The sequence below is a fragment of the Streptomyces anulatus genome (assembly GCF_014650675.1).
Lineage (GTDB): Bacteria > Actinomycetota > Actinomycetes > Streptomycetales > Streptomycetaceae > Streptomyces > Streptomyces anulatus.
The window spans coordinates 165983-187916 of the sequence record NZ_BMVK01000001.1; the positions used below are offsets into that span (position 1 = coordinate 165983).

The window sequence follows — 21934 nt, forward strand, 5'->3', positions numbered from 1 at the left end:
ACCGGGCCGGAACGCCTGCCCCGACGGGCGACGGCGGCCCCCTTCGTGCTGCGGGAGCCGCCGTCGTCGGCGCGGGGCAAGAGCGGCTGCCGGGCCGGGCAGCCGCTCGCGCCTCGCCCAGGCCTCGCCCGGGCCTCGCTCAGGCCTTGCGGGCGCGGGTGGCCTTCTTCGCGGCGGCCGTCGTGCCGGCGGCCTTGGCCGTACCCGCCTTGGCGCCCGTGGCGTTCGCCTTGGTCACCGCGGCCTTCTTGGCCGCGGCGGCCGTCTTCTTCGCCGGGGCGGTCCTGCGGGCGGCCGCCTTGCGGGTCGTCCCCCGCCCCGAGGGCACCGCGGCCTCGCTGATGCGGTCCGCGTCCAGGATGGACTGGAGGAACTTCCCGGTGTGGCTGGCGGGGACCGAGGCGACCTGCTCCGGCGTTCCCTCGGCGACCACCAGGCCACCGCCGTTGCCGCCCTCGGGGCCCATGTCGATGACCCAGTCGGCGGTCTTGATGACATCGAGGTTGTGCTCGATGACGATGACCGTGTTGCCCTTGTCCACCAGGCCGGAGAGCACGGTGATCAGCTTGCTGATGTCCTCGAAGTGGAGACCGGTGGTCGGCTCGTCCAGGACGTAGACCGTGCGGCCGGTGGAGCGCTTCTGGAGCTCGCTCGCCAACTTGACGCGCTGCGCCTCACCACCGGACAGGGTCGGCGCGGACTGGCCCAGCCGCACATACCCGAGGCCGACCTCGTTGAGCGTACGGAGGTGGCGGGCGATCGTCGGGACGGCCTCGAAGAACTCCAGGCCCTCCTCGATCGGCATGTCCAGCACCTCGGCGATGGACTTGCCCTTGTAGTGGACCTCCAGGGTCTCCCGGTTGTAGCGCGCTCCGTGGCAGACCTCGCACGGGACGTACACGTCGGGCAGGAAGTTCATCTCGATCTTGATCGTGCCGTCGCCGGAGCAGTTCTCGCAGCGGCCGCCCTTGACGTTGAAGGAGAAGCGGCCCGGCAGATAGCCGCGCACCTTCGCCTCCATCGTCTCGGCGAAGAGCCGGCGGACGTGGTCGAAGACCCCGGTGTACGTCGCCGGGTTGGACCGGGGGGTCCGGCCGATCGGCGACTGGTCGACGTGCACCACCTTGTCGACGAGGTCGTCGCCGTCGACCCGGGTGTGACGGCCGGGGACCGACTTGGCGCCGTTCAGCTCACGGGCCAGGTGGGTGTAGAGGATGTCGTTGACCAGCGTCGACTTCCCGGACCCGGAGACGCCCGTGACGGCGGTGAGGACGCCGAGCGGGAAGGAGACGTCGATGTCCTGGAGGTTGTTCTCCCGGGCGCCGTGCACGGTGAGGCCCCGGGCCGGGTCGACCGGGCGGCGGATGTCCGGGGTCGGGATGGACCGCTTGCCGGACAGATACTGGCCGGTGATGGACTCCTTGTTGGCCAGGAGCTCCTTGAGCGAGCCGGAGTGGACGACCTTGCCGCCGTGCTCGCCCGCGCCGGGACCGATGTCGACGACCCAGTCGGCGACCTTGATGGTGTCCTCGTCGTGCTCGACGACGATGAGCGTGTTGCCCATGTCGCGGAGCCGGACCAGGGTCTCGATGAGCCGGTGGTTGTCGCGCTGGTGCAGGCCGATGGACGGCTCGTCCAGGACGTACAGCACGCCGACCAGGCCGGAGCCGATCTGGGTGGCCAGCCGGATGCGCTGGGCCTCGCCGCCGGACAGGGTGCCCGCCGCGCGGTTCAGCGACAGATAGTCCAGGCCGACGTCGACGAGGAACTTCAGCCGTTCGTTGACCTCCTTGAGCACCCGCTCGGCGATCTTCTTGTCGCGGGCGTTCAGCTTCAGGCGGCCGAGGAACTCGGCACACTCGCTGATCGACATCGCGGAGACCTCGGCGATGGACTTCTCCATCACCGTCACCGCGAGCACGATCGGCTTCAGCCGGGTGCCCTCGCAGGTGGGGCAGGGCACCTCGCGCATGTAGCCCTCGAAGCGCTCCCGGCTGGAGTCGCTCTCGGCCTCGGTGTGACGCCTCTTGACGAACTGCACCGCGCCCTCGAAGGCGGGCGTGGTGTAGGCGCGCTCGCGCCCGTACCGGTTGCGGTAGCGGACCTCGGTCTGGATCTTGTGGCCGAAGAGCAGGGCCTTCTTGGCCCGCTGCGGCAGCCCGGCCCAGGGGATGTCCGTACGGAAGCCGAGCGCTTCGGAGAGCGCGCCGATGAGGCGGCCGAAGTACTCCTTGGTGTGTCCGTGGGACCAGGGGTGGATCGCGCCCTCGTCGAGGGACTTCTCCTCGTCGGGGACGATCAGCTCCGGGTCGACCTCCATGCGCGTGCCGATGCCGGTGCAGTCGGGGCAGGCGCCGAAGGGCGAGTTGAAGGAGAAGGAGCGCGGCTCCAGCTCCTCGAAGGAGAGGTCGTCGTACGGGCAGTAGAGGTGCTCGGAGAACATCCGCTCGCGCTCGGGGTCGTCCTCGGGGAGGTCGACGAAGTCGAGCACGACCATGCCGCCGGAGAGGCCGAGCGCGGTCTCGACCGAGTCGGTCAGCCGGCGCTTGGCGCCGTCCTTGACGGTGAGGCGGTCGACGACCACCTCGATGGTGTGCTTCTCCTGCTTCTTGAGCGTGGGCGGCTCGGAGAGCTGGATGGTGACGCCGTCGACCCGGGCGCGGCTGTAGCCCTTGGTCTGGAGGTCGGCGAAGAGGTCGACGAACTCGCCCTTGCGCTCGCGCACCAGCGGCGAGAGGACCTGGAAGCGGCTGCCTTCCGGCAGGCCGAGGACCTTGTCGACGATGGCCTGCGGCGACTGGCGCGCGATGGGGCGGCGGCACTCGGGACAGTGCGGCTTGCCGATCCTGGCGAAGAGCAGCCGGAGGTAGTCGTAGACCTCGGTGATCGTGCCGACCGTCGAGCGCGGGTTGCGCGAGGTCGACTTCTGGTCGATGGAGACGGCCGGCGAAAGACCTTCGATGAAGTCGACGTCCGGCTTGTCCATCTGGCCGAGGAACTGCCGGGCGTACGAGGAGAGCGACTCGACGTAGCGGCGCTGCCCCTCGGCGAAGATCGTGTCGAACGCGAGGGACGACTTGCCCGACCCGGAGAGCCCGGCGAAGACGATGAGGGAGTCGCGGGGCAGGTCGAGCGAGACGTTCTTCAGGTTGTGCTCGCGCGCGCCACGGACGATGAGACGGTCGGCCACGCCGGTCCGCACCTTTCTAGAGAGAAGCGGGGGGAACTGAGCCCCTCTCCCAGGGTATGGGGGGCGCCACAGCGGTGTAAGAAGCTTTCGATTCCGAGCGTATAGCACGCACATTCGATTTACGGCCGCCCTCGGGCTCCTTCACCCGAATGAGTGGCGGAGCTAGGCTCGGCCGCATGATTGATCATGCGCACGACCTGGGAGCAGTACGCGAAGCGACCGAACGACTGCTCGACGCAGTCGGCAAACTGGACAACGCCTCGGTCGCCGGGGCGTCACGGCTTCCCGGATGGAGCCGGGGCCATGTACTGGCCCACCTGTCACGTAACGCCGACGCGATCGGAAATGTTCTCCGGGGCCTCCCGATGTACGCGAGCAGCGAAACCCGGGACGCCGACATCGCCGACGGCGCCCCCCGCCCGGCGGCCGAGCAGCTGGCCGATCTGCGGCAGACCGCGGACGGCTTCCTGGCGGCCGCCGCCGAACCCGCCGACTGGTCCCGTACGGTCACCCTGCGCAACGGCGTGACCGACTCCGCCGCCCGGGTGCCCTTCCGGCGCTGGGTCGAGGTGGAGCTGCACCACGTCGACCTCGACGTCGGCTACGAGCTGGAGGACCTGCCCGCGGAGTTCGTGGAGCGGGAGATCGCGTTCCTGGCCGAACGCTTCCTGGGCAACCAGGATGTGCCCGCCACCGCGCTGACCGACCTGGACGGCCGCACCTGGAGCACGGGCGGCGGCCCGCCGGCCGCCCTGGTGACGGTGCAGGGGCCCGCCGCCGAGCTGCTGGGCTGGCTCTGCGGCCGCCGTGACGGCTCCGCCCTGACCGTGGCCGGGGGCCCCCTGCCCGCGCTGCCCCCGCTATAGGCTGAGCCGTATGACGTACAGCGGAGCGGTGAAGGTCGGCGGACCGGCGAGCGTGCACGAACTGACGGATCTGATGATCTCCAAGGTCGCCGTCGGCGGGATGAACAACAACGCCTATCTGCTGCGCTGCCGGGCGACCGGCGAGCAGCTGCTGATCGACGCGGCCGCCGAGCCGGAGACCCTGCTGGCGCTGATCGGTGACGACGGAATCGCCTCCGTCGTCACCACGCACCGGCACGGGGACCACTGGCAGGCGCTGGCCGAGGTGGTCGGGGCGACCGGCGCCCGGACGTACGCGGGCCGCTACGACGCCGAGGGCATCCCGGTCCCGACCGATGTCCTGGTCGAGGACGGCGACACGGTCACCGTCGGCCGGGTCGAGCTGACCGCCCGCCATCTGGCCGGCCACACCCCGGGCTCCATCGCGCTGGTCTACGACGACCCGCACGGCGCCCCGCACCTGTTCACCGGGGACTGCCTCTTCCCCGGCGGGGTCGGGAACACGCGTCAGGATCCCGAGGCGTTCGCGAGCCTCCTGCACGACGTCGAGACGAAGCTGTTCGACCGGCTGCCGGACGAGACGTGGGTCTACCCGGGCCACGGACACGACACGACGCTCGGCGACGAGCGGCCCCAGCTGCCCGAGTGGCGTGCCCGCGGCTGGTAGCCCGCGCAGCTCTCTCCGGCACATCTCCCGCGCAGACATGCGGCAGCGGCCGGGGCGGACGGCCTTCGCCGTTACCGCCCCGGCCGCTGCCGGTGTGTCCCTGTGCCGCTCGGGGCGGCCCCGGGTCAGCTGTTGAGGCTCTTGCTCTCCTCGTCGGACGGGCCGGCGGTCTCCGCCTTCGCGTCCTTCTCCGCCTCGGCGGCCGCCATCTTCTTGCTGGCGATGAGGCTGGTGATCGTGGTGACCACCAGGACACCGCCGATGACGGCGAGGGAGAACGGGATGGACACGACGGGCACGTGCACGCCGCTCTCGTGCAGGGCGTGCAGCACCAGCTTGACGCCGATGAAGCCGAGGATCACCGACAGGCCGTAGCTGAGGTGGACCAGCTTCTTCAGCAGACCGCCGATGAGGAAGTACAGCTGGCGCAGACCCATCAGGGCGAACGCATTGGCCGTGAAGACGATGTACGGGTCCTGGGTCAGGCCGAAGATCGCCGGGATCGAGTCCACCGCGAACAGCACGTCGGTCATACCGATGGCGAGCATGACCACCATCAGCGGGGTCATCACGCGCTTGCCGTTGTTCCGGATGAAGAGCTTCGTGCCGTGGTACTTGTCGGCGACACCGAAGCGGTGCTCGATCGACTTCAGGAGGCGGTTCTCCTCCCAGTCGTCATCGTCCTCGTCGGCCCGCGCCTCCTGGATGAGCTTCCAGGCGGTGTAGATCAGGAACGCGCCGAAGATGTAGAACACCCACGAGAAGTTCGCGATCACGGCGGCACCGGCGGCGATGAAGATCGCCCGGAGCACCAGGGCGATCAGCACACCGATGAGCAGCACGCGCTGCTGAAGCTGTGAGGGCACCGCGAACTTCGCCATGATCAGGACGAAGACGAAGAGGTTGTCGACACTCAGTGACTTCTCGGTGATGAATCCTGCGAAGAACTCGCCGGAGGCCTGGCTCTCACCGACGGCCATGAGGCCGAATCCGAAGATCACGGCCAGCGCGATCCAGACGATGGTCCAGATTCCGGCTTCCTTGGTCGACACGTCATGGGGCTTGCGCCCGATGAAGAAGTCGACGGCGATCAGGGTTGACAGACCAAGAATGGTCAGAACCCATACGGTCCATGAAACGTCCACTGCGCCTCCGGCAGTTCGCTACGGCTACTGATCAGCGTCGTCGCTGCCGGAGGTCTCTTCCACCCCTGCACGCCATGTGCGTGCCTGGGCCGGCGCCCCGGGACCGATAACGGTCCGTATTGACGGGACGTCGCGTAAGGAGTACTCCCCTCCGTTCCCCGAACAGTACAGGCATCACCAAGGAAAGGTAAAGGAAAGGGTAAAGAAGTCGTCAAAACCGCAGGTCGGAGAGGTTGGGGCGGTCAGCGGCCGGCGGCTCGACGGGCGGCCGCCACCGCCGCGAGCACCTGTTCCAGGACGCGGCTGCCCGGCGGAACCGCCAACGGCTCGTACGTCCACGCATGCCCGACCCACGGATCGGCGAGGTGGCTGTCGGCGACCGGGGTGATCCGCAACAGCGAACGCCACAGCGGGTCGAGCACCGGCCCGTACGCACTGGCCTCCTCCCGGTCCGCGACCATCAGGAGGTGCACCCCGACCGCGGGGCCCTCGTCGGCGAGATAGCGGAGCTGGGTGACGGCCCGGTCGTCGAAGCCGTGCGGGAAGTCGTTGACCACCAGGAGCTGCTCGCCGGTGTCCAGGTCGGGCGGGAGCGAGTCGGCCGCCCCGGCGCGCACCGCCATCTGCACCAGGTCCACCCGTCGGGTGAGGTGGGCGAGGACCGAGGCCACTCCCCCGGCTCCGGCGGCGGGCGGCCCGGCGAGGACGCCCGCGTCGACCAGCGGCGCGAGCGGACCGGCCGCGGCGCCCGCCGGATCGATGACGTGCACCGAGAACTCACCGGGCGGATACACCGCGAGGAGCCGTGCCGCGTGGGCGACCGCCGTCTCCATGGCGAGCCCGCGCAGCCGGTCCGTGTCCATCAGGGCCGCCGCCTCGGACGCCGTCCGTCCGCTGTCCACCCAGATCCCGCGCTCCAGCGGCAGCCGGACGAGCAGCGGCACGCGCAGGTCGGTGCGCTCGGGAAGGTGGAGGTCGCCGATGCGCAGGGCCATCGGTATCTCCATGGGGACGCGGTGGGCGTGCCAGACGGGGTTGCCCCAGCCGGCGTACGCGGCCGGGAGCGCGGGCTCGACGACGGCCGCCTCGGCAGCCAGCTGGGCCAGATCGCGGTCGAGGGCCTCCCGGGCCCGGGAAGTCAGCTCGTCGCGCTTGGCGCGGGCCGCCTCGCGGGCTCGGTCGCCCGCACCGCCGATCCGGTTGCGCGGGTCGGACAGGGCCCGGTCGAGCTCCTGGTCCATGCGGGACTCGGCGAAGTCGACAGCGCTGCGGTAGGCGGCGACGGCGCGGGCCAGATCCTCGAACATGCCCCAGATCTGGTTGTAGAGGCGCTCGTCCATCGACCAGCCGGTGGCGTCGCCCGCGACCGGCTGGGCGGCCTGTCCGGGCTGGGCGGGGGGCGCGGTGGGCGGGGGCGACGGGGGTGCGGCGTGCTGCCGTCGCGGGTGCGCGTAGTTGATGGGGCCGTCGGCGGCGGGTCCCGCGGCGGCCGGGCCCGGGGCGGTGTGCGGCTGGGGTGCGGTGGCCGGGTCGGTCAGCGGCTCGGGGGGCCCCGGGGCCGGGGGCGGTGTGGGCGGGCGGTGGTCCGCGGAGCCCGCCGCGTGCCGTACGCGGTCGCCTCCCTGGGTCCGGGGCGGCGGCGCCACCGAGCGGGCCAGCCCCCGGGTGACGGCCTCCTGAATGGATCCGGCCAGTCCGGTGGCCTCGGCCACGCCCTGGTCGGCGAGCATCTCGGCGAGCCCGCCGGCGTACCCCTGTCCCACGGCGCGGACCTTCCAGGCGTCCTGGCGGCGGTAGAGCTCCAGGGCGCTGACCGCGGACTCGGCGTCGAGGCCGGTGAGCGTGAAGGTGGCGATCTCGGCGCCGTCGAGGCCGGTGACGGCGACGAAGGGGGCGGGGACGGCTCCGAACCGTGCCGGGCCGCCGGCTCCGACGGGAAGCGCGAGCAGCACGGTGACCCGGTGGGCGCCGACGGGCAGTGCCTCCAGGTCGACGGCGAGCCGGTGGTCGGCCGCCGCCTGCTGGGAGACCTCAAGACCGGGGAGCTGGGGCGAGCCGGGGTGGGCGATCCACTCGACGCCGCGCACCGTGCCCCGCTCGTCGCCGAGGGTGGCCCCGGCCACGACGGGCGTGCCCGCCGACACCCGGATCTCCAGACGGGTCTGGGGCAAGGTGTGGTTCTGCCCCCGGACCAGTTCGGCCGTCATTGCCCTGTCCCCCTCGACGATGGCCCGCCCGCCGGTGGGCGCGGTGCCGCGTACTGCTGTGCCGTGTGCGTGCCGTGTGTGGGGCGGCTCCCGGCGGCGGGTGCCTCCGGGAGCCGCTCCTGCCCGTCTCGGTGCCGGCCGTGCCGGACCGGTGCGGGTCCTACAGGTGCGGGAGGATCGACGGCATCAGGTCCTGGAAGGTGCGGCCGTTGGCCGGGTTCCCGAGGGCCGTCATCTGCCATCCGCTGCCCGCGCGGTGCACCTTCGCCATGATCTGGGCGGTGTACTGGCCGCCGCCGTCGAGCGTGTACCGGGCGAGCTCCTGGCCGTTGGTCTCGTCGACGATGCGGCAGAAGGCGTTCTGGACCTCCTGGAACGTTTGCCCGGTGAAGGAGTTCACCGTGAAGACGATCTGGTCGATGTGGACCGGAATGCGCTGGAGGTCGACGAGGATCGCCTCGTCGTCGCCGCCGGAGCCCGCGCCGCCGACCAGGTTGTCGCCGGTGTGCTTGACCGAGCCGTCATCGCTGACGAGGTGGCGGAAGAACACGACGTCGACCGGCTGCTTGTCGGCGAAGAGCACCGCCGAGGCGTCCAGGTCGACCTCGCGGGTGCGCGAGCCGAACAGACCGCGGCGCGGAGCCGCCTGCCAGCCGAGCCCCATCCGTACCGCGGTCAGGGTCCCCCCGTCGCTCTTCTGCAGGCTGATGGCCTGACCCTTGGTCATATTGACCGTCACGCGCTGTCCCCTCTCGGCATTGCCCCGCAACCATCCGTGTGCGGTTTCCCCGCACCCTACGCATTCCACCCCGGGCGGCAGCAGGCTCGGTCCGTTTTTGTGTCGGTCTTGCAACACACCCGGCGCGGCATGCCCGGCGCCATGGATTCCACGCCGGATTCCAGGCCGGAATCCACCTCGGACTCCGGCGTGGGGAGGGCACGGAACCGGCGCGCGTCAGTGGCGATCACGCGCCGGTCGGGCCACCCGGATCAGGCGAGGCCCGCCTCCTTCATCTGACGCAGCTCCTTCTTCAGCTCACCGACCTCGTCGCGCAGCCGGGCGGCCACCTCGAACTGCAGATCCGCGGCGGCGGCCCGCATCCGCTCGGTCATCTCCTCGATGATCCCGGCCAGCTCGGTCGCGGGCCGGTCGCTGAGGACCGCGCCGGGCGAGGCCGCCCTGCCCTTCGCCCCGCCCTTGGCGGCCTTGCCGCCGAGCGCGGGCACCGGCGCCTTGGCCTCCTTGCCCTGCCGGTAGCCGGTGCCGAGCAGCTGCTCGGTGTCGACCTCCTCGCGGGCGATGGTCGCGACGATGTCGTTGATCTTCTTGCGCAGGGGCTGCGGGTCGATGCCGCGCTCGGTGTTGTACGCCACCTGCTTCTCGCGGCGGCGGTTCGTCTCGTCGATCGCCTGCGCCATGGCCGGGGTGATCTTGTCGGCGTACATGTGGACCTGGCCGGAGACGTTACGGGCGGCGCGGCCGATGGTCTGGATGAGCGAGGTGCCGGAGCGCAGGAAGCCCTGCTTGTCGGCGTCGAGGATGGCCACGAGGGACACCTCGGGAAGGTCGAGGCCCTCGCGCAGGAGGTTGATGCCGACGAGCACGTCGTACTCACCGGAGCGCAGCTCGCGCAGCAGCTCGATGCGGCGCAGGGTGTCGACGTCGCTGTGCAGATAGCGGACCTGGATGCCGAGCTCCAGGAAGTAGTCGGTGAGGTCCTCCGACATCTTCTTGGTGAGCGTGGTGACCAGGACCCGCTCGTCGCGCTCGACGCGCTTGCGGATCTCGTGGACCAGGTCGTCGATCTGGCCCTCGGTGGGCTTGACCACGACCTCGGGGTCGACGAGGCCGGTGGGGCGGATGATCTGCTCGACGAACCCGTCGCCGCGCGAGAGCTCGTACTTCCCCGGAGTGGCGGAGAGGTACACCGTCTGGTCGATCCGCTTCAGGAACTCCTCCCACTTCAGCGGCCGGTTGTCCATGGCCGAGGGCAGCCGGAAGCCGTGGTCGACGAGGGTCCGCTTGCGGGAGGCGTCGCCCTCGTACATCGCGCCGATCTGCGGGACCGTGACGTGGGACTCGTCCAGGACGAGCAGGAAGTCGTCCGGGAAGTAGTCGAGGAGGGTGTTGGGGGCGGTGCCGGGCGCGCGGTCGTCGAAGTGCATCGAGTAGTTCTCGACGCCGGAGCAGGTGCCGATCTGGCGGAGCATCTCGATGTCGTACGTGGTGCGCATGCGCAGTCGCTGGGCCTCCAGCATCTTGCCCTGCTTCTCCAGCTCGGCCAGGCGCAGCTCCAGCTCCCGCTCGATGCCGCCGACGGCCTTCTCCATCCGCTCGGGCCCGGCGACGTAGTGGCTGGCGGGGAAGACGTGGACCGTGGGGTCCTCGCTGATGATCTCGCCGGTCAGCGGGTGGAGCGTGGACAGCGCCTCGATCTCGTCGCCGAACATCTCGATGCGGACGGCGAGCTCCTCGTAGACCGGGAAGATCTCGATGGTGTCGCCCCGGACCCGGAAGGTGCCGCGGGTGAACGCCAGGTCGTTGCGGCTGTACTGCATCTCGACGAAGCGGCGCAGCAGCTGGTCGCGGTCGATCTCCTCGCCCACCTTGAGCTGGACCATGCGGTCCACGTACTCCTGGGGCGTGCCGAGGCCGTAGATGCAGGAGACGGAGGCGACCACGACGACGTCGCGCCGGGTGAGCAGCGAATTCGTCGCCGAGTGGCGCAGCCGCTCGACCTCCTCGTTGATGGAGGAGTCCTTCTCGATGTAGGTGTCCGACTGCGGGACGTACGCCTCGGGCTGGTAGTAGTCGTAGTACGAGACGAAATACTCCACCGCGTTGTTCGGGAGGAGCTCACGGAACTCGTTGGCCAGCTGGGCGGCGAGGGTCTTGTTCGGCGCCATCACCAGGGTGGGGCGCTGCAGCTTCTCGATCATCCAGGCGGTGGTCGCCGACTTGCCGGTGCCGGTCGCGCCGAGCAGGACGACGTCCTTCTCATCCGCGCGGATACGCCGCTCCAGCTCGGCGATGGCCGCCGGCTGGTCTCCGCTGGGCTGGTAGGGACTGACGACCTCGAAGGGCGCCACCGAACGTTCGATCTTGGAAACGGGCCGCATGCAACCACCGTACGGCTCGCCACTGACAACGGCCCCGGATCAGCGGTACCGGGCCCCTCCCACCCTCTCGCGGGCGGTGCTCCGCGGGCCCGGGGCGGGGTCGCCCGTCACGGCCCTGGGGTCGAACAGGAGCACCACGGCGGCGAGGAGCAGGAAGCAGGCGGGGCCGGCCAGCATCGGGCCGATCATCTCGGCGGGCCGGTCGCCCGGCAGGACGTCGGCCAGGTCGGGCGGCAGGGTGGGCGGCAGGTGCAGGTGCACGTCGAGCGCGGCCATACCGGTGTAGTGCATCCCGGTCACCGCGACGGCCATCAGGATGCTCGCGCCGAGGCCGGAGAGGGCTCCACGGAGGGTGACGGCCGCCCACAGGGCTCCGGTGGCGGCGCACCCGGCGATCAGCACCGAGAGGACGACGAGGGGGGTGTCGTACGCGAACTGTGCGTCCATGCGCATGCCCGCCATGCCGAGATAGTGCATCGAGGCGATGCCGAGGCCGGTGATGGTGCCTCCCGTGATCAACGCCATGCGGGTCGCGCCCCGGTACCCGACAATGAAAATGCCGATGCCGATCATCACCACGGCCACGGCCAGGCCCGCGAAGGTGAGGGGTTTGTCGTAGGAGATCGGAGCCTCCTGGACGGTGAAGCCCGTCATCGCGACGAAGTGCATGGTCCACACCCCGGAGCCGATGGACAGCGAACCCAGCGCCAGCCAGCCGGCCCGCCAGGAGCGTGAGGCGTGAAGGGACCGGGTGGTGCAGCGGAGCCCGAGGGCGGCTCCCAGGGCGGCCATGAGGAACGCCGCGACCGGAGTCACCAGGCCGTAGGTGAAACCGTCGACTGTTCCTTGCATGCGCGTACGCCCTTCGAGAAAGCCCGGGGTCGAGGAGAGTCCCCAAGAGGCGAGTCCCGGCAGGCAGACAAAGAAGGCCCATTTTATCGGCACGTCCTCGTGCCCTGCTCCGGCGGTGGCCCCGGGACCGAAGGTTCCGTTCATTTCGCGGCCATCGCCGCCCCGCCGGGCGTTGGCGGGCCGCTGTCACTCTCTGCGTGTCCGCACACTCCCGACGTGAGGAGTCACCGTGTTCGTCCGCACCGCAACCGCCTCCACCACGGCCGCCGCCCTGCTCGGCGCCGGCGCCCTGCTGCTGCCCGCCGACCGGCCCGAGGCTCCGGAGCGGCAGGACGCCCCGGTCGTCGTGGCCCACCGGGGGGCATCGGGCTACGCGCCGGAGAACACCCTCGCCGCCGTCGACGCCGCGGACGCGCTAGGCATCGACTGGGTCGAGAACGACGTCCACCGCACCCGTGACGGCGTGCTCGTCGTCCTGCACGACACCGACCTGAAGCGCACGACGGACGTCGAGCAGGTCTTCCCCGACCGGGCGCCGTGGGCGGTCAAGGACTTCACCGCGGCGGAGCTGACGAAGCTCGACGCGGGCAGCTGGTTCGGAACGCAGTTCACCGGGGCCCGGGTGCCGACGCTCACCCAGTTCCTGCACCGTGTGGAGCACAACCGGCAGAAGCTGCTCCTGGAGATCAAGAGCCCGGCGACCTACCCGGGCATCGAGCGGGACATCATCCAGGTCCTGGGACGGTCGGGGTGGCTGGACCGCTCCCACGTACGGAGCCGGCTGGTCATCCAGAGCTTCGGCGCCGACAGCGTGAAGAAGGTGCACAGCCTGCGCCCCGACATCACGACCGGCTTCCTGGGCACCCCGGCGGTGGCCGACCTGCCCGCGTACGCGGCGTTCACCGATCAGATCAACCCCTCGTACGCGACGATCGGCGCGGACTACGTGGCGGCCGTCCAGCGGCTCAAGGGCCCGCACGGCAAGCGTCTGCGGGTGAACACGTGGACGGTCAACAAGGCGGCGGACGCGGTGAAGGCCCGTGACTACGGGGTCGACGGCATCATCACCAACTTCCCCGACGTGGTGCGCGACGCGACGAGCTGACGCGGCAGGGGCGGGCCCGTCGGCTTCCGCCGATGGGCCCGTCGTTTTCCCGCCGGCGGGCCCGCCGGTTCTCCACCGACGGGCCCGCCGCTGTCAGTGGCGGGTCGTACGGTGGTCGGCATGAACAGCTACGGGACCGGTGCCGAGCCGGCCGTCGAGTGGACCGTCGTGGACAGCGCCATCGGCCCGCTGCTGCTGGCCGCGACCGGGGCCGGTCTGGTGAGTGTGTCCTTCCACGCCCGCCCCGCCGTGCGGGACGCGGTCCTCGACCGGTTGCGGACCCGGTTCGGCGCGGATCCGGTGGAGGCGCCCGGCTCCGCGCGGCTCGCCGGGCCGATACGCGGGCTCGCGGCGTATTTCGCGGGCGAGCAGCAGGAATTCGACCTCGATCTGGACTGGTCGCTGACCTCCGGGTTCCACCGTGAGGTGCTCCGCGAGCTGGCCTCCGGGGTGCCCTACGGGACGGTCGTCGGGTACGGGGAACTGGCCGCGCGGGTCGGCCGGCCCGAGGGGGCGCAGGCGGTGGGCGCGGCCATGGGGGCCAACCCGCTGCCGGTGGTGGTGCCGTGTCACCGGGTGGTGGAGAGCGACGGCGGCCTGGGCGGGTTCGGCGGCGGTCTGGAGACCAAGCGGCAGCTGCTGGCGCTGGAGGGGTTCCTGCCGCAGCCGCTGTTCTAAGGCGTGTTCTGAAAGTTCCGCCCGCTCGGCGAACGCTGCTCCAGAACAGGGTCCGTTCACCCGCCCGGGTGCACGGCGGCGGCCGGGCGGTGACACACTGCGCCGGTGACGCGACCCCTCTCCCTCCCCCAGGTCACGGCTGCCGGCCTGCCCGCTCTCCAGCGCCGGACGTCGGCCGTGCTCATCATCAGCCAGATACTCGGCGGCCTCGGCGTGGCCATCGGCATCGCCCTGGCCCCGATGCTTGCCGCCGAGGTGAGCGGATCGGAGGCGCTGTCCGGGCTGGCGCCGACCGCGTCCGTCGTCGGCACGGCGCTGCTGTCGCTGCCGCTGGCCGCCCTGATGACCGCCCGGGGCCGCCGGTCCGGCCTGACGCTCGCCTATGTGATCGGTGCGCTGGGCGGTGGTCTGGTGGTCCTGGCCACGATGCTGCCCAGCTTCCCGCTGCTGCTGCTCGGCATGGCCGCGTTCGGCGCCGGGTCCCTGGCCGGTCTCCAGGCCCGGTTCGCGGCGGCCGACCTGGTGGGGCCGGAGCGGCGGGGGCGGGCGATCTCCACCGTCGTCTGGGCCACCACGATCGGCTCGGTCGTGGGCCCCAACATCTCGGCCCCGGCGAGCCGGCTGTTCCGCGGTACGCCGGTGCCCGAGGCCGCCGGGCCGTATCTGTGCTCGGCCGCCGTGTTCCTCGTCGCCGGACTGGTCGTGTCGCTCGCGCTGCGCCCGGATCCGCTCCTCACCGCCCGCGCCCTGGCCCCGGAGGGCCCGACGGCGCCCCCGAAGCGCTCACTGCGCGCCGGGGTCGAGGCCGTCCGGGAGTCACCGATGGCGCGGCTCGCCCTGCTGACGGTCACCGTGTCGCACACCGCCATGGTGTCGATCATGGTGATGACCCCGGTCGACCTGGGGCGGCACGGCGCCGGTCTCCAGCTCATCGGGCTCGTCATCAGCGGGCACATCGCGGGCATGTACGCGTTCTCCCCGGTGATGGGGTGGCTGGCCGACCGGTTCGGCCGACTGGCCGTGATCGGGCTGGCCGTCGGACTGCTGAGCTGCGCGGCGCTGCTCGCGGGCACCGCCGGGCCCCGGCACGGGCAGACCGCCGCGGGCCTGTTCCTGCTGGGCCTCGGCTGGTCGGCGGGGATGATCGCCGGTTCGGCGCTGCTCACCGACGCGGTCCCCCGGTCCGCCCAAGCCGCGGTGCAGGGGCTGTCGGACCTGACCATGAACGCGGCGGCGGCCGTCGGCGGGGCGGCGGCCGGGGTGATCGTCGCCCAGTGGGGATACGGCCCCCTCAACGCGATCGGCGCCGCGCTGCTGCTGCCGGTCGCCGCGCTCGCCCTGCGCCGGAGCCTGCGACGGCCGGGAGCGGTCAGCGGCTGACACGCCGCCGGACCGCACCCCGGCCGCAACCGCCGGCAACCGCCCCCACCGCCTCAGACACAGCTACAGCTACAGCTACAGCTACAGCTACAGCTACAGCTCAGCCTCCAGCCGTCAGAGGCTGATGTGGTACGCCTTGCGGAGCGTCTCGTGAACGGTCCAGGTCGTCCGGTCGCCCTCGCGCAGGACGCAGGCGTCCCCCGCGCCGATCTCCAGCGTCGCCCCGCCCTCGACCGCGACCGTCGCCCGGCCGCTCACGACCACGAACAATTCGTTCACCTCGGTGTCGGTGACCACGCCGGGCGTGATCTGCCAGATTCCCCGGATCTGCTTGCCGTCGGCCGATTCCCACAGCACCTTGCCCGTCACCACGGGGTCGCCCGAGACGATCTGCGCCGGATCGAGAGGTTCCGGAACGAGTTCGGCGTCCGGGATGTGCACGGCGAAGGAGGCGGGTACCTGGTCATATGTCGTCATGGCCGGTCACCTTAGCGATCGCTTCCGGCCACCCGGCGGCCAGGACCCGCCACAGCACGTCCGCCCGTGGTTTGCGCCCCTCCCGGCCGCGACAGGGATGGGGCATGCCTCAGAACCCACCGGACCAACGTCCCGCGGATACGAAGACCCCTGAGACGAACGCCTACGAACCCGTGCTCTCGGCGGAGGTGCGCGCCGCCCTGAGCGCCGGTCCGCCCGTCGTGGCACTGGAGTCGACGATCATCGCGCACGGTCTGCCGCGCCCCCGCAACCTGTCCGTGGCCCGGGAGCTGGAGGGAATCGTCCGGTCCGCCGGCGCCGTCCCCGCCACCGTCGCCGTCCTGGACGGGCGGGCCCATGTCGGTCTGAGCGAGGACCAGTTGGAGCGGATCGCCGGAGATCCCGGGGTGCGCAAGCTGGGGCACCGCGATCTCGCCCCGGCGCTCGCCGCCGGGGCGAGCGGGGCGACGACGGTGTCCGCGACGGCGTTCCTGGCGGCGCGGGCGGGGATCGGCGTCTTCGCGACGGGCGGGCTCGGCGGCGTACACCGGGAGTGGTCCGAGAACCAGGACGAGTCGGCCGATCTGCGGCTGCTCGCCCGCACCGGGATCACCGTGGTCTGCGCGGGGGTGAAGTCGATCCTCGACGTCCCGGCGACCCTCCAGCGGCTGGAGACCCTCGGCGTCGGCATCGTCGGCTACGGCACCGGGCACTTCCCCGGCTTCTACCTGAGCAGCTCCGGCGAGCCCGTCGACTGGACGGTGCGCAGCCCCGAGGAGGTGGTGGAGGTGATCCGGGCGAAGGAGGCGCTGGGCGGCCCGCCGGCCGCGCTGATCGTCGCCAACCCCGTGGCGGCGCAGGACCAGTTGGATCCGGCGCTGCACGACCGGGTGCTGGCGGAGGCGCTGGACGCGTGCCGGGAGCGGGGCATCTCGGGGCAGGGTGTCACTCCGTTCCTGCTGGACCAGCTGATGCGGCGGACCGGGGGCGCTTCGCTGGAGGCGAATCTGGCGGCCGTCCGCGGAAACGTGGCTCTCGCGGCGCGGATCGCCGTCGCGGCGGCGGTCGCCCGGTGAACCGTCCGGCGGCGGGCGGCGGGCTGCTGGTGGTGGGGGACGTGGTCACGGACGTGGTGGCGCGGTACGGATCGGTGCTCGCCCACGGTACGGACACGGCGGCCCGGATCCGTACGCTGCCGGGCGGCGCGGGGGCCAACGTCGCCTGCTGGGCCGTGCGTTCGGGCTGTCCGGAGGTCCGGCTGCTGGCCAGGGCGGGGGCGGAGTCGGCCGGCTGGCACCGGGAGGAGCTGGAGCGGGCGGGGGTGCGGCCGTTCCTGGCGGTGGACGACGCGTTCCCGACGGCGACCGTCATCGCCCTGGTCGACGCGGCGGCGGAGCGGACGTTCCTGACCGATGGCGGGGCGGTGCTGCGGCTCGCCGTCGAGGACTTCGCGCCCACGATGCTCGACGGCGTCGGGAGGCTGCATCTCTCCGGCTATCTCCTGTTCGCCGAGACGAGCCGGGCCGCCGCCCTCCTCGCCCTGCGCACCGCCGTGGAGCGGGGCGTTCCGGTGAGCGTGGACCCGGCGTCGGCCGGGTTCCTCGGCGAGCTGGGGCCCCAGCGGTTCCTGGAGTTCGCGGAGGGGGCGGAGCTGCTGCTGCCGAACGCGGACGAGGCGCGCCTGCTCACCGGGCTGTCCGGGCCGGAGTCCGCGGCGGCCGAGTTGAGCCGGTGGTTCCCGCGCGTCGTCGTCACCCTGGGCGCGCGGGGAGCCGTGGTGGCCGCCGGGGGCGAGGTCGTCGGCCGCGTCCCCGCCCCGCCGGTGCGCGAGCCGGTCGACTCGACGGGGGCGGGCGACGCGTTCACCGGCGGGTACCTCGCGGCTCTGCTGGCCGGGGCCGAGGACCTGGCCGCGGCGGCCGAGGGCTGCCGGGCGGGGGCGGCGGCCGTGGCCGTGGTGGGCGGCCGGCCACCACCGGTCCGGTAGCGGCGGACGCCGCCGTCCGGAAGCGGCCGCCGCCCGTCCGGTGGTGTCCGTTTCACGCCGTGCGCGGGTTCACCCGCTCCCGGGCAGCCCCGACCAGGCGGGGTGCGACGGGTCGTCCGCCCGGACCACCACGTCCGCGCGCTCCGTGGGCGCCACCTCGTCCTCGTACCGGGCGAAGGCGGGCAGGGTCCAGCGCTCCGACTCCGCCGTACGTCGCCGCAGCGCCCCCGGGGACAGCCGCAGATGGACGCTGAGCGCGAACGGGAACCAGTGCCCCAGCAGGAACGGGCCGTGCACGACGACCACCCCGCCCTCGGGCAGGGAGTGGTACGGGGTACGGGTGGCCCGGTCGGTCACGGGGTCCCACAGATCGGGCAGCACACGGCCGAAACCGCCCGCCTCCAGCGGCCCGAACACCTCCCGCCACAGCGCCCCGGTGTCGTACCAGCTGTCGACGTACGCGTCCGGGTCCCGCTTCCCGTACTCGAAGCGCAGGCTCGCCGGGCGCAGGAAGCCCTCGGTGGAGATGACGAGCACCGCGCGGCCGAGCAGCCGCAGTTCCTGCGCGAGGCGCTCGGCGCTCTCGCCGGTGCGGGCGGCCGGAGCGCCGTCGATGCCGAGCGCGAGCCAGGGCCCGCCGTCGGCGGCGGAGAGGCCGTCGCCGTACCGGGCCAGCTCGCCGGCCAGCCGTTCCCAGGTGATCGCTTCGAGTCGCACGGCTCCATCATCGCCGGACCGGCGGAGGGGCGCTTCCGTGCGGGAGGTTCAGGCGCCTCGCAGTTCGGCGGCGAGCGGGCCTTCGCCGAACACCTCGACGCGGCCGTCCTTCACCGCCTCCGCGAAGGTCGCCCGGCCCTCCGCGAGCTCCAGGCACACCCCGGCGTCGAGGACGATCCGGGCGTCGGGGCGGTCGGCGGGACCGTATCCGTACACCTCGGAGCCCGCTGCGGCGCCCGCGAGCACGGCCCCCGCTCCCCCACCGACATGGAGGTGGAACTCGCCCTCCTCCAGCCGGACTTCGAGGACGCCCTCCCGGGTGAGCCCGGCCAGGGCGCCGAGCAGGGGCAGGGCGAACCAGTGGGCGCGCACCGCGTCGGTGGGGCGGCGCTCGGCGAGCGCGGGCGCTCCCCACTCGGCGAGGGCGGCGAGGACGGGCAGCAGGGCGCGGCCGCGCGCGGTCAGTTCGTAGACCGATGCGGCCGACGGGGGCGGCAGCTTGCGGCGCAGGGCCAGCCCGGTCTGTTCCATGTCCTTGAGCCGGGAGGCCAGCACGTCCGTGCTGACGCCGGGCAGGTCGGCGTGCAGGTCCGTGTACCGGCGCGGCCCGCCCAGCAGTTCACGGACGATCAGCAGCGTCCACCGGTCGCCGACGGAGTCGAGGGCGCGGGCGGTGGCGTCGAACTGGTCGTAGCTCCGGCGACGGACGGGGCGTGCTGCTGGCTGCTGCTGACGTGGCATGCGACGCAGTCTAGACATGTTGTTGGACTTTCCAAGCTGAAGCTTGGTAAAACCAAGTATCGCAATTCGGCTCGGGAGGCAGCGCATGGAGTTCCGGCAGTCCAGCAAGCTCAACGAGGTCTGCTACGAGATCCGGGGCCCGGTCATCGAGCACGCCAACGCCCTGGAGGAGGCGGGCCACAGCGTGCTCCGGCTCAACACGGGCAATCCGGCGCTCTTCGGCTTCGAGGCTCCCGAGGAGATCGTCCAGGACATGATCCGGATGCTGCCGCAGGCGCACGGCTACACCGATTCGCGCGGCATCCTCTCGGCCCGGCGGGCAGTGGTCCAGCGCTACCAGGCCATGGGCCTGACCGAGGTCGGCGTGGACGACGTGTTCCTCGGCAACGGGGTGTCCGAGCTGATCTCCATGGCGGTGCAGGCGCTGCTGGAGGACGGCGACGAGGTGCTGATCCCGGCCCCGGACTTCCCGCTGTGGACGGCGGTGACCACGCTCGCGGGCGGCAAGGCGGTGCACTACGTCTGCGACGAGGAGTCCGACTGGAATCCGGATCTCGCCGACATGGCCGCGAAGATCACCGACCGGACCAGGGCCGTCGTGATCATCAACCCGAACAACCCCACCGGCGCGGTCTACCCGCGCGAGATCCTCGAAGGCATCCTCGATCTGGCCAGACGGCACGGACTGATGGTGTTCGCCGACGAGATCTACGACCAGATCCTGTACGACGGGGCCGAGCACCACAGCGCGGCGGTCCTCGCCCCCGACCTGGTCTGCCTCACCTTCAGCGGTCTGTCGAAGACGTACCGGGTGGCCGGCTTCCGGTCCGGCTGGATGGTGGTGTCCGGTCCGCGGCAGCACGCCCGCAACTATCTGGAGGGCCTCACCATGCTGGCCTCCATGCGGCTGTGCCCCAACGCCCCGGCCCAGTACGCCATTCAGGCCGCGCTCGGCGGGCGGCAGTCCATCCGGGAGCTGGTCGCGCCGGGCGGGAGGCTGCACGAACAGCGCGACCGGGCCTGGGAGCGGCTGAACGAGATTCCCGGCGTCTCGTGCGTGAAGCCGAAGGGCGCGCTGTACGCCTTCCCGCGCATCGACCCCAAGGTTCACCCCATCGTCGACGACGAGAAGTTCGTGCTGGACCTGCTGCTGCGGGAGAAGATCCAGGTGGTGCAGGGCACCGGCTTCAGCTGGCCGCGCCCGGACCACTTCCGCATCCTGACCCTCCCGTACGCCGACGACCTCGACGCGGCGATCAGCCGTATCGGCCGCTTCCTGAACGGATACCGCCAGTGAGCCGCGCGCCCGGTCCGGCCGGGGTCAGATGAGGCGGAACAGGTCGGCGGCGGCGTGGACGTCGGTGAGGTCCTCGATGGAGCGGAGGTTGTCGCACAGTGCGTCCAGGACCGAGCCCGCCTCGGCCGCACCCGGGGCGCCGACGGCGAGCCCGAAGAGACGGAAGCCCAGCACCCGCCTGGCGTCGTTCCAGCCACGCATCCATTCCTCGGTGACGCCGCACTCGTCGTCGGTGATCATCACGATGTCACCGCGTGTGCTGGTGGCGTCGTCGAACTCCTCCTCCAGCAGTTCGCGGGCCACGGTCAGGGGCGCCTGGTAGCTGGTGCCGCCGCCGAGAAAGGTCTCCGCGAAGTCGAGCACCTGCTCGATGCCGGCGGACCGGCCGGCCGGGAAGCGGAAGACCTGGATCCTGTCCTCGGCGGAGAACAGGATGCCGACGAAGTCGCGCCCGGCGTGGCGGGCCTGGTCCAGCAGCGCCAGGGCGCACGCCTTGGACCACGCCTCCCGCGTGACCCCGCCGGGCCCTGCCGCGTACATCGAGTGGGAGGTGTCCACGCACGCGATGACGGCACCCCGCCCCGTCGGCTGCTCTCCCCGGCTGTCGTAGAGCATCAGTTGCCCGGCGGCGTACCGCGCGGCGAAGACGGCGCGCAGCTCGGGCAGGCCGAGGTTGGCCAGTTCGGAGGGGATCAGGCGGGAGAGATCGTCGCCGAGCGTGACGCCGACGAGCTCCCCGGTGGCGCTCTCCACCTTGCGGGCCCGCTCCCCGTCGGCCATCTGCCGAAAGCGGCCGATCAGTTCGGCCCAGCGGGCGAGACGGCCGGCCCGCAGCCGCTCGGCGAGACGGGCGCGCCGCGCGTACGGCATCCGCTCCAGCTCGCCGGAGCCCACGCCCCAGGCCCGCATCAGCACGGCTTCCTCCCGAACGGCCTCGGCGGCCTCGCCCGCCGCCCGGTGCGCGGCTCCCCGGAGGCCGGGGACGGCGGCGGCGCCCTGCGCGGCGTCCTGGGCGGCGAGCCGCGCGGCCGCCCCGATCGCCTCGGCCGTCTGGATCGCCCGTCGGAGGGCGTCGGCGGTCGCTGCCGGTACGCCACCGTCCTCATCGGCCTCTTCGGCGGCCCGCCCGAGCGCCTCGGCCACGGCGGTCGCCGCTCTTTCGGCGTCCTGGCGGGTCCTCGCCGCCTGCTCGGCCCGCCCCTGGGCGTCCTGGGAACGCTCCAGCATCCTGCGCAGGGCGCCGGCCTGGGCGAGGACGGCCAGGGCTGCCGCGTAGGGGTCACCGACGGTCTCCCGGCGCAGCGCGGCAAAGCCCGGTGACTCCACCAGTGCGGAGATGACCTGGTGGTTGACCAGCCGCGAGGCATCCATCTCCGTACGCTCGCGCAGTCGGAGGCCGACCTTGTAGGCGGCCAGGAACACATCGGCCAGGAGATCGGCGGCGTGGTCGTGACGCTCGCCCAGCTCCCGGGCCAGCTCGCGCAGCCCTTCGGACTGTTCGCAGG

The 21934-nt window shown here is 71.9% G+C and carries 18 protein-coding genes; 8 read left to right on the plus strand and 10 right to left on the minus strand.

The annotated features are described in order from the left end of the window. Positions 1 to 139: 139 nt before the first annotated feature. On the minus strand, positions 140 to 3190 hold the full coding sequence (gene uvrA / locus IE272_RS00765) for an excinuclease ABC subunit UvrA (protein ID WP_190006037.1): 3051 nt from the start codon (positions 3188 to 3190) through the stop codon (positions 140 to 142). 176 nt (positions 3191 to 3366) lie between these two features. Here uvrA and IE272_RS00770 point away from each other — a divergent pair, with 176 nt between their 5' ends. Continuing rightward, positions 3367 to 4056, plus strand: a complete 690-nt coding sequence (locus IE272_RS00770; RefSeq protein WP_073742040.1) for a maleylpyruvate isomerase family mycothiol-dependent enzyme — start codon at positions 3367 to 3369, stop codon at positions 4054 to 4056. A 10-nt stretch (positions 4057 to 4066) separates the two neighbouring features. After that, positions 4067 to 4723, plus strand: a complete 657-nt coding sequence (locus tag IE272_RS00775; protein WP_032790788.1) for an MBL fold metallo-hydrolase — start codon at positions 4067 to 4069, stop codon at positions 4721 to 4723. A 125-nt stretch (positions 4724 to 4848) separates the two neighbouring features. Here IE272_RS00775 and IE272_RS00780 read toward each other — a convergent pair whose 3' ends face one another. The 5 genes from IE272_RS00780 to IE272_RS00800 form a co-directional block, all read right to left on the minus strand. Continuing rightward, positions 4849 to 5868, minus strand: coding sequence for a TerC family protein (locus IE272_RS00780; RefSeq protein WP_190006038.1), 1020 nt, complete (start codon positions 5866 to 5868; stop codon positions 4849 to 4851). 242 nt (positions 5869 to 6110) lie between these two features. Then, a complete protein-coding gene (locus tag IE272_RS00785; protein ID WP_190006039.1) occupies positions 6111 to 8075 on the minus strand; it encodes a TerD family protein in 1965 nt (654 codons plus the stop codon). Positions 8076 to 8235: 160 nt separating this feature from the next. Next, positions 8236 to 8814 carry a TerD family protein gene (locus tag IE272_RS00790; RefSeq protein ID WP_032790790.1) on the minus strand — a complete coding sequence of 193 codons (579 nt, stop codon included), beginning with the start codon at positions 8812 to 8814 and terminating at the stop codon, positions 8236 to 8238. A gap of 251 nt (positions 8815 to 9065) precedes the next feature. Continuing rightward, the gene (uvrB, locus tag IE272_RS00795) at positions 9066 to 11195 is read right to left on the minus strand and encodes an excinuclease ABC subunit UvrB (RefSeq protein ID WP_190006040.1); all 2130 of its coding nucleotides are present in this window, start codon (positions 11193 to 11195) and stop codon (positions 9066 to 9068) included. Positions 11196 to 11234: 39 nt separating this feature from the next. Next, the gene (locus IE272_RS00800) at positions 11235 to 12047 is read right to left on the minus strand and encodes an MHYT domain-containing protein (RefSeq protein ID WP_050358157.1); all 813 of its coding nucleotides are present in this window, start codon (positions 12045 to 12047) and stop codon (positions 11235 to 11237) included. 229 nt (positions 12048 to 12276) lie between these two features. Between IE272_RS00800 and IE272_RS00805 the strand changes: the two genes are divergently transcribed. The 3 genes from IE272_RS00805 to IE272_RS00815 all read left to right on the plus strand — a co-directional run bounded on the left by IE272_RS00805 (position 12277) and on the right by IE272_RS00815 (position 15210). Next, positions 12277 to 13152 carry a glycerophosphodiester phosphodiesterase family protein gene (locus IE272_RS00805; protein ID WP_190006041.1) on the plus strand — a complete coding sequence of 292 codons (876 nt, stop codon included), beginning with the start codon at positions 12277 to 12279 and terminating at the stop codon, positions 13150 to 13152. Between the two features lie 120 nt (positions 13153 to 13272). Beyond that, complete coding sequence (locus IE272_RS00810) at positions 13273 to 13830, plus strand: methylated-DNA--[protein]-cysteine S-methyltransferase (RefSeq protein WP_190006042.1); 558 nt, start codon at positions 13273 to 13275, stop codon at positions 13828 to 13830. Positions 13831 to 14007: 177 nt separating this feature from the next. Next, positions 14008 to 15210 carry an MFS transporter gene (locus IE272_RS00815; protein ID WP_056711738.1) on the plus strand — a complete coding sequence of 401 codons (1203 nt, stop codon included), beginning with the start codon at positions 14008 to 14010 and terminating at the stop codon, positions 15208 to 15210. 114 nt (positions 15211 to 15324) lie between these two features. Here the strand turns inward: IE272_RS00815 and IE272_RS00820 are convergent, their stop codons facing one another. After that, complete coding sequence (locus tag IE272_RS00820) at positions 15325 to 15687, minus strand: cupin domain-containing protein (protein ID WP_190006044.1); 363 nt, start codon at positions 15685 to 15687, stop codon at positions 15325 to 15327. 104 nt (positions 15688 to 15791) lie between these two features. Here IE272_RS00820 and IE272_RS00825 point away from each other — a divergent pair, with 104 nt between their 5' ends. Next, positions 15792 to 16763 (plus strand): pseudouridine-5'-phosphate glycosidase, encoded by a 972-nt coding sequence (locus IE272_RS00825; protein WP_190006045.1) that lies wholly within the window; start codon positions 15792 to 15794, stop codon positions 16761 to 16763. Beyond that, positions 16760 to 17674, plus strand: coding sequence for a carbohydrate kinase family protein (locus IE272_RS00830; RefSeq protein ID WP_190006046.1), 915 nt, complete (start codon positions 16760 to 16762; stop codon positions 17672 to 17674). Before IE272_RS00825 ends, IE272_RS00830 begins: the two co-directional genes overlap by 4 nt. Before the next feature lie 69 nt (positions 17675 to 17743). On the opposite strand, the gene IE272_RS00835 is transcribed toward IE272_RS00830, so the two are convergent. Both IE272_RS00835 and IE272_RS00840 read right to left on the minus strand, forming a co-directional pair. Then, entirely contained in the window at positions 17744 to 18391 is a 648-nt protein-coding gene (locus IE272_RS00835; RefSeq protein ID WP_190006047.1) for a nucleoside/nucleotide kinase family protein, read from the minus strand. A gap of 48 nt (positions 18392 to 18439) precedes the next feature. Beyond that, entirely contained in the window at positions 18440 to 19132 is a 693-nt protein-coding gene (locus IE272_RS00840; protein WP_190006048.1) for a winged helix-turn-helix transcriptional regulator, read from the minus strand. An 85-nt stretch (positions 19133 to 19217) separates the two neighbouring features. Between IE272_RS00840 and IE272_RS00845 the strand changes: the two genes are divergently transcribed. Beyond that, a complete protein-coding gene (locus IE272_RS00845; RefSeq protein WP_007448551.1) occupies positions 19218 to 20429 on the plus strand; it encodes a pyridoxal phosphate-dependent aminotransferase in 1212 nt (403 codons plus the stop codon). A gap of 24 nt (positions 20430 to 20453) precedes the next feature. Here the strand turns inward: IE272_RS00845 and IE272_RS00850 are convergent, their stop codons facing one another. After that, positions 20454 to 21851, minus strand: coding sequence for a VWA domain-containing protein (locus IE272_RS00850; protein WP_190006049.1), 1398 nt, complete (start codon positions 21849 to 21851; stop codon positions 20454 to 20456). Between the last annotated feature and the right edge of the window lie 83 nt (positions 21852 to 21934).

Excerpts from the sequence above, each read along its gene's own strand:
- IE272_RS00820 (WP_190006044.1), bottom strand. The coding sequence starts at position 15,687 with ATGACGACATATGACCAGGTACCCGCCTCCTTCGCCGTGCACATCCCG.
- IE272_RS00840 (WP_190006048.1), bottom strand. The coding sequence starts at position 19,132 with ATGCCACGTCAGCAGCAGCCAGCAGCACGCCCCGTCCGTCGCCGGAGC.
- IE272_RS00845 (WP_007448551.1), top strand. The coding sequence starts at position 19,218 with ATGGAGTTCCGGCAGTCCAGCAAGCTCAACGAGGTCTGCTACGAGATC.
- IE272_RS00785 (WP_190006039.1), bottom strand. The coding sequence starts at position 8,075 with ATGACGGCCGAACTGGTCCGGGGGCAGAACCACACCTTGCCCCAGACC.
- IE272_RS00825 (WP_190006045.1), top strand. The coding sequence starts at position 15,792 with ATGCCTCAGAACCCACCGGACCAACGTCCCGCGGATACGAAGACCCCT.
- IE272_RS00770 (WP_073742040.1), top strand. The coding sequence starts at position 3,367 with ATGATTGATCATGCGCACGACCTGGGAGCAGTACGCGAAGCGACCGAA.
- IE272_RS00775 (WP_032790788.1), top strand. The coding sequence starts at position 4,067 with ATGACGTACAGCGGAGCGGTGAAGGTCGGCGGACCGGCGAGCGTGCAC.
- uvrB (WP_190006040.1), bottom strand. The coding sequence starts at position 11,195 with ATGCGGCCCGTTTCCAAGATCGAACGTTCGGTGGCGCCCTTCGAGGTC.
- IE272_RS00810 (WP_190006042.1), top strand. The coding sequence starts at position 13,273 with ATGAACAGCTACGGGACCGGTGCCGAGCCGGCCGTCGAGTGGACCGTC.
- IE272_RS00800 (WP_050358157.1), bottom strand. The coding sequence starts at position 12,047 with ATGCAAGGAACAGTCGACGGTTTCACCTACGGCCTGGTGACTCCGGTC.